General features: G+C 54.7%; 13 protein-coding genes and 3 tRNA genes. 2 read left to right on the forward strand and 14 right to left on the reverse strand.

Translation table 11 applies throughout. The features are described 5' to 3' along the window. Positions 1–70 precede the first annotated feature (70 nt). On the forward strand, positions 71–1180 hold the full coding sequence (locus J2S20_RS09885; protein ID WP_307255242.1) for an ABC transporter substrate-binding protein: 1110 nt from the start codon (positions 71–73) through the stop codon (positions 1178–1180). Here the strand turns inward: J2S20_RS09885 and J2S20_RS09890 are convergent, their stop codons facing one another. The 3 genes from J2S20_RS09890 to J2S20_RS09900 all read right to left on the reverse strand — a co-directional run bounded on the left by J2S20_RS09890 (position 1181) and on the right by J2S20_RS09900 (position 4845). Continuing rightward, positions 1181–2137, reverse strand: coding sequence for a LysR family transcriptional regulator (locus J2S20_RS09890; protein WP_307255243.1), 957 nt, complete (start codon positions 2135–2137; stop codon positions 1181–1183). Positions 2138–2252: 115 nt separating this feature from the next. Next, complete coding sequence (locus tag J2S20_RS09895; protein WP_307255244.1) at positions 2253–3425, reverse strand: M20 family metallopeptidase; 1173 nt, start codon at positions 3423–3425, stop codon at positions 2253–2255. 19 nt (positions 3426–3444) lie between these two features. Next, positions 3445–4845, reverse strand: a complete 1401-nt coding sequence (locus tag J2S20_RS09900) for a YfcC family protein (protein ID WP_106611473.1) — start codon at positions 4843–4845, stop codon at positions 3445–3447. Positions 4846–5044: 199 nt separating this feature from the next. Between J2S20_RS09900 and J2S20_RS09905 the strand changes: the two genes are divergently transcribed. Further along, on the forward strand, positions 5045–5281 hold the full coding sequence (locus J2S20_RS09905; RefSeq protein WP_307255246.1) for a hypothetical protein: 237 nt from the start codon (positions 5045–5047) through the stop codon (positions 5279–5281). A 165-nt stretch (positions 5282–5446) separates the two neighbouring features. On the opposite strand, the gene J2S20_RS09910 is transcribed toward J2S20_RS09905, so the two are convergent. From J2S20_RS09910 to rfbF, 11 genes are all read right to left on the reverse strand, one after another. Next, a tRNA-His gene (locus tag J2S20_RS09910) sits at positions 5447–5520 on the reverse strand. A 71-nt stretch (positions 5521–5591) separates the two neighbouring features. After that, positions 5592–5665, reverse strand: a tRNA-Arg gene (locus J2S20_RS09915). Between the two features lie 23 nt (positions 5666–5688). After that, positions 5689–5759, reverse strand: a tRNA-Gly gene (locus J2S20_RS09920). Between the two features lie 68 nt (positions 5760–5827). Further along, on the reverse strand, positions 5828–6352 hold the full coding sequence (locus J2S20_RS09925; protein WP_465223532.1) for a dehydroquinate synthase/iron-containing alcohol dehydrogenase family protein: 525 nt from the start codon (positions 6350–6352) through the stop codon (positions 5828–5830). 30 nt (positions 6353–6382) lie between these two features. Further along, entirely contained in the window at positions 6383–7375 is a 993-nt protein-coding gene (locus J2S20_RS09930; protein ID WP_307255247.1) for a GHMP family kinase ATP-binding protein, read from the reverse strand. Beyond that, a complete protein-coding gene (gene glf, locus J2S20_RS09935) occupies positions 7372–8469 on the reverse strand; it encodes a UDP-galactopyranose mutase (RefSeq protein WP_307255248.1) in 1098 nt (365 codons plus the stop codon). The genes J2S20_RS09930 and glf overlap by 4 nt, the downstream gene beginning before the upstream one ends. 14 nt (positions 8470–8483) lie before the next feature. Further along, positions 8484–8834: a multidrug ABC transporter gene (locus J2S20_RS09940; RefSeq protein WP_307255249.1), complete on the reverse strand. Its 351-nt coding sequence runs from the start codon at positions 8832–8834 to the stop codon at positions 8484–8486. Further along, a complete protein-coding gene (locus J2S20_RS09945; protein ID WP_106611467.1) occupies positions 8831–9187 on the reverse strand; it encodes a DMT family transporter in 357 nt (118 codons plus the stop codon). The genes J2S20_RS09940 and J2S20_RS09945 overlap by 4 nt, the downstream gene beginning before the upstream one ends. Further along, positions 9184–10524 carry a lipopolysaccharide biosynthesis protein RfbH gene (rfbH, locus tag J2S20_RS09950; protein WP_307255250.1) on the reverse strand — a complete coding sequence of 447 codons (1341 nt, stop codon included), beginning with the start codon at positions 10522–10524 and terminating at the stop codon, positions 9184–9186. Before rfbH ends, J2S20_RS09945 begins: the two co-directional genes overlap by 4 nt. 93 nt (positions 10525–10617) lie before the next feature. Next, entirely contained in the window at positions 10618–11664 is a 1047-nt protein-coding gene (rfbG, locus tag J2S20_RS09955) for a CDP-glucose 4,6-dehydratase (protein WP_330692810.1), read from the reverse strand. Beyond that, on the reverse strand, positions 11657–12445 hold the full coding sequence (rfbF, locus tag J2S20_RS09960) for a glucose-1-phosphate cytidylyltransferase (protein WP_307255252.1): 789 nt from the start codon (positions 12443–12445) through the stop codon (positions 11657–11659). The genes rfbG and rfbF overlap by 8 nt, the downstream gene beginning before the upstream one ends. Positions 12446–12947 lie beyond the last annotated feature (502 nt).

Consider the following 12947-nt stretch of genomic DNA (forward strand, 5'->3'; position numbering starts at 1 on the left):
GCAGTACACAGACAACCCTAAGCTTCACCGGCTCTGCCGAAATATTTTATATATAAAAGGGAGAACTTACATGAAAAAAAGCTCTGATGCAACGCGTTTCCTCGCTGCTCTGCTCGTGATCTCTGCCGGTGCAGCTCTGACTCTGACCGGCTGCGGCGGCAGCAGCGAAAAGGCCTCCGATGATCAGAATACCCTCTATGTCTATAACTGGGGCGAATATATCGGAGAGGATGTCGTTGACAAGTTTGAGGAGGAGACCGGAATCAAGGTGATTTATGACACCTTTGAGACCAACGAGGAGATGCTTCCCATCATCAAAGCAGGCGCAGTGAAGTACGATGTCGTCTGTCCCTCCGACTACATCATCCAGAAGATGATAGAGAAGGACCTGATCCAGCCCATCGACTTTGAAAAGGTTCCGAATCTCAAAAACATTGATCCCAAGTATCTTGAGAAGTCCCGCGGCTTCGATCCGGAAAATAAATATTCTGTCCCCTACTGCTGGGGCACAGTCGGCATCATCTACAATACCTCCATGGTGGATCCGGGCGACGAGCCGAAGAGCTGGGGCGATCTCTGGAACCCGAAATATGCCAATAATATCCTGATGCAGGACTCCGTGCGCGACGCCTTTATGGTCGGTGAGAAGCTGCTGGGCTATGACATCAACACCACAAATCCCACCGAGCTCAATGCGGTAAAGGACAAGCTCATCGAGCAGAAACCGCTGGTTCAGGCCTACGTCGTGGATCAGGTGCGCGACAAGATGATAGGCGGTGAGGCTGCCATGGCAGTCATTTACTCCGGCGAAATGCTCTACATCCAGAGCGAAGTCGCTGCGGCAAATGCTGACTATGAGCTGAAGTATGTGATTCCTGAAGAGGGAACAAATGTCTGGATCGACAGCTGGGTCATCCCAAAAAATGCAGCACACAAGGAGAATGCCGAGAAGTGGATCGATTTCCTCTGCCGCGCAGAGATCGCAAAGGAAAATTTCGAGTACATCACCTATCCCACCCCGAACAAAGCCGCCTATGAGCTTCTGGAAGCTGAGCTGCAGAACAACGAAGCGCTCTTCCCCTCCGACGAGGCACTCGCAAAATCCGAGGTCTTCACCTACCTCGGCGAGGACGGGGACGCGCTCTACGATGAGCTCTGGAAAGAGATCAAGGCCGAGTGATCAAAACGGGCTTTCTCCCCTCCGTCTCTCACAGTAATGCGCAGCGTGCTCCTTCAGCAGATAAATAAAATCCCTCATGTATTTCGGCAGGGCGCTGTTCTTCGTATAAGCTGCCACCACCGTCTTTTTATGATCCGGAATGTCCGGAATATAGTAGCAGAGCGGCTTGTCATAATGCAGATTTACTGCAAAGCCCTCCCGCACAAAAGAGATCCCCATTCCCTCCGCCGCCATCTGCACAGCTGTCTCCACGCTGCGAAACTCCCGTATCTTCGCGGGACAGAGCTTATAGCTTTGGATGATCTGATCCTCTATCTTTCTGGTGCTCTGCATTTTCGTACAGAGCAGAAGACATTCGCCGTTCATATCCTCGGGGTGTACCCTGCGGTAGTACTCTCCCGGCTTCTGAAAGCTCTTCGCATTGATTGGATGCTCCGGAGACACTGCGACCAGAAACTCTTCCTCAAACAATACAATCTTCTCCATCCGATCCGTTGCGTCATAGTCGTTCAGCACCACCAGATCCAGCTCCGTGTTCCGCAGCATCTCGTAGAGCACGGAGAGATTGCCCTCCCGCAGCCGAATCTCTATATCCGGCCACAGCCCATCATACTCTGCAAGCACCGGCGGCAGCAGCCAGCTCCCTCTGCGCTGTGCGATCCCGAGGCGTATCAGACCGCGCTGCTCCCGTGCGATCTCCTCTATCTCCTCATTGAATTCCCGCTGCAGTGCCAGCATTTTCCGCGCCTTTTCCACATAGCACCTGCCTGTGTAGGTGAGCTTGAATTTCTTTCCGCGGCGCTCAAACAGCGGCAGTCCCAGCGTCTTTTCCAAATTGGTGATATAGAGACTCAGCGCGGGCTGGGTGATGAAGAGCTTCTCCGCAGCCTGCACGAGTGTCCCGCACTCCGCCAGCGTACACACATATTTCTGCTCCTTCAGATCCATACCGCTCATAGCTCCTCCTTCGCACTGCCATCTCTGCAGCCGGAAATGCAACCAAGCCCACCGGAACTACTCCGATGAGCTTTCAGTCGCGTCTACTTCATTCTAATCCATCATTCTGCCGGGGTCACGCAAAGTTTTTGCGATTCTCCCGGAACTCCGCCTGAATTTCCTGCAGCAGCTCCGGTCTGCTGATCATATCATAGCAGGAAGCCGCAATGATCTTCGCACCGTAGAGAATGCAGTCGTGTGCCTCCTGCGTCTTTCCGGCATCCACATACTCCTGTGAGTGTGCAACCGCCCCTCTGGGAACAAAGGCAACGCGGATGCAGGAGCCCGGGACCTCATACATCACATTTCCGAAATCCGTGGAACCCGTCTTCTCTCTCGGCGGCGCGAGCCGCGGCGCATTCACAAGCTCTGCATTTTTCATCAGCAGCTCATTCAGCTTCAGCACCGGAATCTTATTGAAGAGATACTTGTCCCTGTGGATCTCATATTCTACCCCTGCAATCAGCGCCGCCCCTTTGATAATATCATAGAAGCGCGGAATCACCTGACTGTCCAGCCGCTCTCTGGAATAGGAGCGCAGCGAAAACTGTCCGCTCGCCTCCGCCGGAACCACATTCGCCGGGCCCGGAAGCGTGGTCACGGTGTAGTGCATGCGGATATCCTCCGGCACATGCTCCCGCAGGAACTCAATGCCATGAAAGGCGACGAGCAGTGCATCAAAGGCGCTTCTTCCCTTCTCCGGCGCCATTGCCGCATGCGCGCTCTTTCCTCTGAACTTTACGTCGAAATGAATGTCCGCCATGGATTTCACATCGGTACAGGTCGTGGGCGAGCCGTGCATCATCAGCGCCACATCGATATCCTTAAAACAGCCCCGCTCCAGCATAAGGCTCTTGGAGCCCAGCGTCTCCTCTGCCGGAGTCCCATAAATCACAAGCTTATAGGGACGTTCCTGATAAACCTCCTTCAGGGCAAGCGCCGCACCAATACAGCTGGGGCCCTGCATATGATGCCCACAGCCGTGACCGATCTTCTCCAGCGCGTCGTACTCACAGAGTATACCGATCGACGGACCGCCGCTGCCGTTTTCATACACCGCGCGGAAGGCTGTCGGAAAGTCTGCAATCCCACGCTCTACCAGAAAGCCATTCTCTTCCAGATAATCCGTGAGAAGCGCAGAGGCCTGAACCTCATTTCCCCTGCACTCCGGGTGGTCATAAATAAAATCTGCCATGGAGATGAGCTTCTCTCTCTGTTTCTCCAGCGCTGCAAAGATTTGTTCTTTCATAATTCTCCTCTGAAATATATTACAGCACCGGTCCGTAGTGCATCATCTGTGCGATAAAGGTCATGACACAGGCCACGCCTGCCCAGATGAAGAAGAGCTTCCACATGAACTTCATCCAGCGATCATAGGGAATATTGACCGCAGAGATAATGCCCATCAGCGCTGTGGAGTGCGGCAGTATATAGTTGCAGAAGCCATCTCCGAAATTGTACGCCAGAACTGTGGTCTGCCTGGTGATGCCGAGCAGATCGCCGAGCGGCGTCATGATGGGCATGACTGCGGCTGCCTGTCCGCTGCCGGATACCAGCACAAAGTTGATCAGTGTATTCGCGATGTACATGGCCGGAGCCAGGAACGCAGACGGCACATGACGCAGCACGCTCGCCAGTCCGTAGACCGTCGTATCGACGATATTTCCGTCCTTCATAATATTGGCAATTGCAGTTGCGAGGCCGATGATCAGCGCCGCTGTGAGCATCTTCTTGCAGCCCTCGATGAAGATCTTTGCAATACCGGACGGGTTCTGCCCTGAGGCAAAGCCTGCGACAACCGCGAGCCAGATAAATACAGCTGCCAGCTCCTCCATGCCCCACTCCAGCTTAATGCTGCCGTAGACCATGGCGCCGAGCGCAGCGACAAGCGCGGCGATAATCATGCACTTGCCGGCATTCATCGGACCGAAGGAATCCAGCTCTACCGCCTTGAGCTCGCTCTCCTTATCCAGCTCATACATCGGGCTGAGCTCCGGATTTTTGCTGATGCGCATAGCGTAGCGTACAAGGTAAATGTTGGTGATAATCAGGAACACCACAAAACACACCATGCGGTAGCTGATACCGGAATAGATCGGCAGTTCCGCGATCTCCTGCGCAACCACAGTTGTATTCGGATTCAGCGTTCCGGTGGAAAAACCAACTGCGCCGCCAAGCAGAATGATCGCCGCACCGGTGATGGAATCCAGACCCATGCCGAGCGTAATCATCACGATGACCGGGGCGAAGGCGATGAACTGGTTCACGCCCTGTGTGGTGCAGATCAGAGCAAAGATCGTAGTCATCAGCGGAATAAAAATGTAGAGCTGATTTTTGAACATCTTCGCGATTCTGGCGACGACCGAATGGAGCGCACCGGAGCGGGCAATCAGCTCAAAGGCGCCGCCGGAAAAGAGGATGACCTGCATCAGGGCGATGCGGCTCTTGATGGCATTGACAATGTACAGCGGAATCTTGAAAGGATTCACCGGTGTACGTCCGAGATAAGTAAACTGATTCGGATCAATGACCTTGATTCCTGCGGCGTTCTCGAAGCGCTCGAACTTTCCGGCCGGAATGATCCAGGTCAGCACGGTTGCCAGCAGTATCATAAAGATAATGATGACAAAGGTATGCGGCATTTTAAAGCTTTTCTTTTTTTCGCTCATGGCTACCCCCTGTAAAAAATGTTATTTTAACTATAACACCCGGAGATTTCCATGTGAATTTTATAAAACTTAACGATACATTTGCTTTTACTATAGGCTAGACTTGACTATTATCCCACTCTGGCGTATGTATGGGGGGATTGAGAACGATTGAAATGAAAGAGATCCAAACCCGGGATACTCCGATGTCAATGAGAAAATGCTGATCCTTGAGCTGACGGAGCCGAGGGAAATCGCTTTCATGACCTACGATGACAGGCGCTCGACCCATACCGTTCGTATGATTCGCATCTGGGGATCACAGGAGCTCTCTGCGTACTATGACAGGGAAGTGGTAATGAGCTTTGATCCGAGCGACACCTATTGGCCCAGTGATACATCCGTGCCGCTGGGACAGCCATCCGGAGAGGGGCATTTACTCGGAGAAGTTAAATAAGTATCTCGGTGGTCTTTTCGGAGATCGGGCTTTCGTTTTGTCCTATAAGCCCCGTTTTATAAAAGAAATCCGGTCGAGCGGCTGGATTGTCCTATAAGCCTGGATTTCTACATGGTAAAAAGGCTGTCGCATAAATTTACTTCATGCGACAGCCTAATTTCTTCGGGTGGGTACAGGGGCTCGAACCCTGGATCTCCAGATCCACAATCTGGCGCGCTAACCAACTGCGCCATACCCACCATATTACGGATTGTTTGGAACAACGTGCATCGGTGATTGAAAATCCCGGTGATCGCGCATCTGCTCCGCGCGAGCCTGAAGGGATTCGAACCCCCGACCCACGGCTTAGAAGGCCGTTGCTCTATCCAGCTGAGCTACAGACTCACTGTCTTTTTAGAAAAGACAAGAGCAGGTGATGGGAATCGAACCCACGTATCCAGCTTGGAAGGCTGGTGTTCTACCATTGAACCACACCTGCGTTTCGCGTGCTCTCTTGCACGTGCTTTAATTTTATATCATACATTTGCAGGAATGGCAAGCACTTTTTCACATACATGCCAAAAGTATCCGGTATATCTCCTCCGCCGAAAAATGATGCACGCAGCCCGGCATGAGCCTGACACTCTCTGCGATCTCCCGGAACTTTGTGCTGTCCTTGATGCTCAGTGCACGGAAACTCGTCGGGAGTCCCATCTCCCGTATGAAGTCCGCGAGTGCCCCCACACCTTTTTCTGCGGCACGTTTCTCTCCGTCCTCTCCCGCAGCTTCTGTGCCTATACCGAACAGCTCTCTCGCAAAACGGGCAAACTGCTGCGGAGCCTCCTTACAGATGTGGCGGTATACCACGGGATGCAGCACCGCCAGCCCCGCTCCGTGACCACAGTTGGTATAGGCTCCCAGCTGATGCTCTATCATATGATTCTGAAAATCTGTGCGCCTCCCGAGCTTCAGTATCCCCAGCTCTGCGACAGAGGAGGCCCATGCGAGCTCTCCCCGCGCGGTGATATCCTGCGGATCGGCTTTCATCCTCCGCATATTCTGAATGACCGTCCGCATGACCGCCTCATTCATGGCGTCTGAGAGTATGTGCTCAGAGCATTCTCACAGCTCGTAGCTCTCCGCCTCATAAAAAATAACTCTTGTTCCGGCATCTTCAAAGCTGAAGGGCACATAGAGAAGATCTGAGAGCGCCTCACGCACCGCCGCCCGCCGCTCCGGCTCCACAAAAAAGAGAAGAAAACCGCCGCCGCCCGCACCGAGCAGCTTTCCGCCGAGCGCCCCCGCCTTCATCGCCTTATCGTAGAGAGCGTCAATGGAATCTGTGGAAATCTTCGCGCTGATGCCCCGCTTCAGCCTCCAGCTGTGATCCAGCATGCGTCCAAATTCCGAGAGCTCTGTCTTTGAGGTCAGCACGCGCTCCGCCTCATCCACCAGAGAGAGCATCTCCTTCAGCTCCGCTGTCTTGTCCCGAATGGCCCGCCCGGTCTCTGTCTGAATATCCGCAGAGAAGCGGGAGAAGCCGGTAAAGAAGAGCATCAGGCTGTCGTTCAGCTGCTTCTTCCGCTCCGGTGCTATGATGACGGGGCTCACGGTGTAGCCCTCGGAGTGGAAACGAATCAGGTTCAGACCGCCGAAGGAAGCCGCGATCTGATCCTGCAGGCCACCCGCCTCATTGCAGAGCACGCGCTCCAGATAGATGGCATCGTCCGCCAGCTTCTTCTTGTCCGCATATTTCCCCTTCAGCGCGTAGAAGGCATTCAGCATTCCGACGGCAAAGGAGGAGCTGGTTCCAAGCCCGGAGCGCGCCGGAAGATCGGCCTCATAGGTCAGGCGTATCTCCCGCATATCGAGGTATTTCATCGCCTCGCGCACTGCCGGATGCTGTATCTCATCCACGGTGCGCACTCTCTCAATCTTTGAGTAGGAGAGCTCTGAGCTGTAGTCAAAAAAGGGCGGCAGATGCCGGACATTCACATAGCAGTACTTATCAAAGCTTGTGGAGAGCACCGCGCCGCCGTGCTCCCGATAGAAAGACGGCAGATCTGTCCCGCCGCCGAAAAAAGACATCCGAAACGGTGTTCGCGTAATAATCATAGGAGCTCCTCCGCCTTCCTCATGGCACTCTCGATCACCTTGTCCATATCGTAGTAGCGATATTCCCCGAGTCTCCCGCCGAATACGACGCGCTCTTTTTCTCCCAGTGCGCGGTAAGCCGCATAGAGTGCCTGATTCTTCTCATCATTTACCGGATAGTAGGGCTCCATGCCCGGTTTCCAGTCCTCCGGATACTCCCGCGTGATCACAGTTTTCTCCTGCGTTCCGAACTCAAAGTGCTTGTGCTCGATGATGCGGGTCCACGGCACCTCGCGCTCCGTGTAGTTCACGACAGCATTTCCCTGCCAGTTCTCCTGATCCAGAAGCTCTGTCTCAAAGCGCAGGGAGCGGTAGGCAAGCTTTCCGAGGCTGTAATCAAAGTACGCGTCAATCGGTCCTGTATAGATCACCTGATCTGCCATTGCATCGTACTTCTCTCTCTGCTCCAGATAATCCACACCGAGCTCTATGTCGCAGCCGTCAAACAGCGCCTCGATCAGCACATTGTAGCCGCCCTCCGGAATTCCCTGATAGCGGTCGTTGAAGTAATTGTTGTCGTAGGTGAAGCGCACGGGAAGACGCCGGATAATAAAGGCCGGAAGCTCCCTGCAGTCTCTGCCCCACTGCTTCTCTGTGTAGCCCTTGATGAGCTTCGTATAGATATCCGTTCCCACGAGGCTGATTGCCTGCTCCTCCAGATTCCGCGGCTCGCCCTGAATCACCGCCCGCTGCCGCTCGATGATCTCCCGGGCCTCCTCCGGCGTCCGTATATTCCACATTCGCGCGAAGGTATTCATGTTGAAGGGAAGGTTATACATCTCCCCCCTGAAATTCGCGACCGGCGCATTTGTAAAGCGGTTGAATTCCACAAAGGAATTTACAAAGTCCCAGACCTTTCTGTTCGAGGTGTGAAAGATGTGTGCGCCGTATTTGTGGACGTGTATTCCCTCCACATCCTCACAGTAGATATTGCCGCCGATGTGATTCCGCCGCTCAATGACAAGGCAGCTTCTGCCCTGCTTCCCTGCATAGTGCGCAAAGACCGCGTTGTAGAGCCCCGCGCCGACCAAAAGATAATCATAGTGCTGACTCATAACCCTCTCCTCTCTCATCCAAACACCGCAAATACTGCGATTCCCAGCAGAATCAAAAAGAGCGCCCTGAGCTTATTCGCCGTGATTTTTTCATGAAAGCACAGAGCGCCAAAGATTGTGACATAGATATAGCTTGTCGCCTCAAGGATGGGCCCAAGACTCAACGGTACTTCTCGGTAAGCGATCACATCCACCGCTGTCGCGAGAAAGAAACAGCCATAGGCCACGATCACCAACGGATTCAGATACTCCTGCCACGGCGTCCTGTACTGACGCAGCGTCGCCTTCTTCAAAAGAAGCTGAGAGAGCGCCGCGACAAAGACTGCAAGCAGAAAGAGGAGTATGTAAGCTGTTCGTCTGCTCATGCCGCCTCCTCTCTCGATGCGCGCGCATACAGCACGATGCCCAGCACAATGAGCACCGCACCCGCAAGCTTTCCTGCTGTGATGCGCTCACGGAACAGCAGCAGTCCCCAGAGCTGTCCCCAGATCACCGTCGCGGCCTTATTTGCATAGGCCGTGGAGAGCGGCATGCGCTTGATGATCTGCTGCCAGAATATCGCGTAGACGGCGAGTATCACGAGCACCATCCCGTAGAACAGGAACCACAGCGCCGTAAAGATCTCCTGCCGTGCGGCGAGCTTGCTGCACACGGAGGACAGACTGAAGACAAGGATCAGGATATGCAGAGAAAGCCACAGTTTTCCCTGTTCTCTCACAGCAGGAGTCCCTCACGTATTGTCTGTGCCATGTAGTCGATCATCTCGTCGGTCATGCCGGGATAGACCCCGACCCAGAAGGTATCCCGCATGATGCGGTTTGTGACCGGAAGCTCCCCTACAACACGGTAGCCCTCGCCGCTTCTCCGCATCTCGTCAAAGCAGGGGTGCTTTGTCAGATTTCCGGCGAAGAGCATGCGCGTCTGCACTCCCCGCGCCTCAATGTGACGCACAAGCTTGGCCCTGTCAATCCCCGCCTCACAGCTTATCAGAAAGCCAAACCAGCTCGGATCGGAATTCGGGCAGGCCTCCGGAAGAATGAGCCGCCCCTCCGTTCCGGCAAGTCCCGCCTTAAGCCGCACAAAGTTCTCCCTGCGCCTCCGGGCAAAGTCCGGAAATTTCAGAAGCTGTGCGCAGCCGATGCTCGCCTGCAGATCTGTCACCTTGAGGTTGTAGCCAAAGTGTGAATACACATACTTGTGATCGTAGCCGCGCGGCAGCTCCCCGTACTGCCCGTCAAAGCGATGCTGACAGAGATTGTCCACGCCGGAGGGGCAGCGGCAGTCGCGGCCCCAGTCGCGCATGGAGCGGATGATCCGGTGCAGCAGCGGGTTCTTCGTATAGACCGCTCCGCCCTCTCCCATCGTCATGTGATGCGGCGGGTAAAAGCTGGAGGTCCCAATATCTCCCACTGTTCCTGTGAAATACGTCTCCCCGCTCATGGTATACCGGCTGCCCAGCGCGTCGCAATTGTCCTCGATGAGCCAGAGCCCGTGCTTATCGCAGAAGGACTTCACTGTCGCGAGATCAAAGGGATTGCCCAGCGTGTGCGCGAGCATCACCGCCTTTGTCTTCGTAGAGAGCGCCGCTTCAAGCATCGCTGTGTCTATATTGTACTGCGGTATCGTGACATCCACAAAGACGGGAACCGCGCCGTACTGGATTATGGGCGTAACCGTCGTCGGAAAGCCGCAGGCCACTGTGATCACCTCATCTCCCGGCTTCACCTGTCTCTCCCGAAGGAGCGGCGAGGTCAGTGCCATAAAGGCGCAGAGATTTGCGCTGGAGCCGGAATTCACCAGTGACACAAAGGGGATGCCGAGATACTCCCCCAGCTTTTTTTCAAATTCATCCGTGTAACGTCCGCTGGTCAGCCAGAATTCCAGCGCGCTGTCCACCAGATTCACCATCTCCCTGTAGTCATAGACGCGCGACGCATAGGAAATGCGGTCTCCGGGCCGAAATTCTTTTTTCTTATTATGAAAGCGCTCGCAGTAGGCCTGCACCGCAGCGAGAATCTCCTCTCTGGCCTCTGTCTCCGTGCTGTGTTCAAACATTCCTCATCCTCTATTTTCTTTTTCTGTGAGGACAGCCACACTGCCCTCGTTATGTAAAGGTCTTTACGCGGATAATGCTGCCGTCCCGCAAAATCATCCGAGAAAAAAGCTGACAATCTGCTGATCCGTGACCTCTCTGATATCCGCAGCTAAGAGCCAGGCCTTCGACCAGCGAACCGTCTCCTGAATGGCTCTGTCGATGTTCCAGCGCGCCTCCCAGCCGAAGGTCCGCTTCAGCTTTCCGCAGTCCAGCTTGAGAAATCCCGCCTCATGGGGGCCGCCGTCCGGCCGTACCTCCCAGCAAAAGCCCTCGCCCCAGTGCGCGGCAAAGAGCCGGGTCAGCTCCCCGGTCCTCACGCAGTCCTCGAGATCCGGTCCCACATTGTATGCGCCCGCGAGCGCCGGATTCTGATACTGCCGCTCCAGTATCATGAGATATACGGACAGGGGCTCCAGCACATGCTGGAATGGGCGTATAGAATCGGGATTCCGCAGCACCACTGCCTCTCCCAGCTCCGCCGCGCGCACGCAGTCGGGAATGATGCGGTCTCTCGCGAAATCTCCGCCTCCGATCACATTTCCCGCTCTCGCCGTACTCACAGCCACACCCCTCGCGTTCAGAAAGGACTTTGCGTAGCTGTGTGTCACAAGCTCCGAGCAGGACTTGGAATTGGAATAAGGATCGTAGCCGTCCAGAAAATCTGTCTCCACAAAGCCCTTCCCCAGCTCGCTGTTCTCATAGACCTTGTCTGTCGTCACGTTCAGAAAGGAGCGCACGCTGTCGCTCTGCCGCACACACTCGCAGATGTTCACAGTCCCCATCACATTGGTCTCATAGGTATACACCGGCTGTTCATAGGAAGTCCGGACGATGGGCTGGGCCGCCATATGCAGCACAAACTCCGGCTGTGCTTCCCTGAAGACCTGCTGCATGTGTTGAAGGTCACGGATATCCCCCTCCACAGAGCGCATCCGTTCCGGGAGCTTCAGCAAAGAAAAGAGCGAGGGCTCCGTCGGCGGCTGAAGCGCGTAGCCTGTGAGCTCTGCTCCTGCAAGCAATAAGAGCTCGGAGAGCCAGGCTCCCTTGAAGCCGCTGTGTCCGGTCACCAGAATCCTCTTGTTTTTCCAGAAATCAAGCATTGACATCCTCTTTCCAGATTTTCCACGGAGCTCTGCCGCTCTGCCACAGCTCCTCCAGCTTCTTCTTCTCCCGCTGCGTATCCATGCACTGCCAGAAGCCACGGTGATAGTAGCCCATCATCTCCCCGTCCGCAGAGAGACGGCGGAAGGGCTCCTGCTCCAGCACGGTGCCATCTCCCTCAAGATAATCAAAGATTCCGGGGCGAAACACCATGAATCCGCCGTTGATCATCGCACCGTCGCTGTCATCCTTCTCCCGGAAGGAGCGGATCTGTCCGTCTCCATTGACATCCAGCACGCCCTTCGCCTGCCCGATATTTACCATCGTAATGGTGGCCGTCTTATCATGACTTTCGTGGAAGCGCAGCAGTGCATGCAGATCCACATTGGCAACCCCGTCTCCGTAAGTCAGCATAAAGGGCTCATCGCCGATATATTCCCGTATCCTCCGCACTCTTCCGCCTGTCATCGTGTTCAGGCCGGTATCCACCAGCGTGACCCGCCAGGGCTCCGCGTGCTTTCTGTGTACCTCCATCTGATTATTGGCGAGATCGAAGGTGACATCCGAGGTGTGCAGAAAATAGTCTGCAAAATATTCCTTCACCACATACTGCTTATAGCCGAGGCAGATGATGAAATCGTGAAAGCCAAACGCGGAATAATATTTCATGATGTGCCAGAGTATGGGCTGTTCGCCGATCTCTATCATCGGCTTGGGCTTTAAGTAGCTCTCTTCCGTAATTCTGGTTCCGAAGCCGCCTGCAAGAATCACAACCTTCATGGCAGTTCCTCCATCCTGTGCGGGAAATCGTCGCTCTGCCCGCCTTTTTCTGCAACAGCAAAGTGAGTGTCAAAGCTCTCTCTGACACTCAGCTGTTGTTATAGATACTGTTATTTTAGTACAGGAGCGCGCTTCGTGCAAGCACGGGGTCTGCGCCTGACTCCCTCACCTGCACGGAGCTCCCTGACTCCCCTCTCTTTCTGCATAAGCTTCGTGCCGCTTCGTGCTCCGCACTCCCGCTGCACCTACAGCGATTCGCAAATCGCGCCCTCATTCCTTCGGGCGCTTTTTTGCTCATCCCTGTTGCCCTGCGAGATAGGCTTGCAGTCCTCCGTGCAAGCACGGGGTCTGCGCCTGCCTCCCTCGTCTGTCTGCATAAGCTTCGTGCCGCTTCGTGCTTCGCACTTCCGCTGCACCTACAGCGATTCGCAAATCGCGCCCTCATTCCTTCGGGCGCTTTTTTGCTCATCCCTGTTGCCCTGCGAGATAGGCTTGCAGTCCT

The sequence above is a fragment of the Moryella indoligenes genome, from assembly GCF_030812885.1.
GTDB classification, from domain to species: domain Bacteria; phylum Bacillota; class Clostridia; order Lachnospirales; family Lachnospiraceae; genus Moryella; species Moryella indoligenes.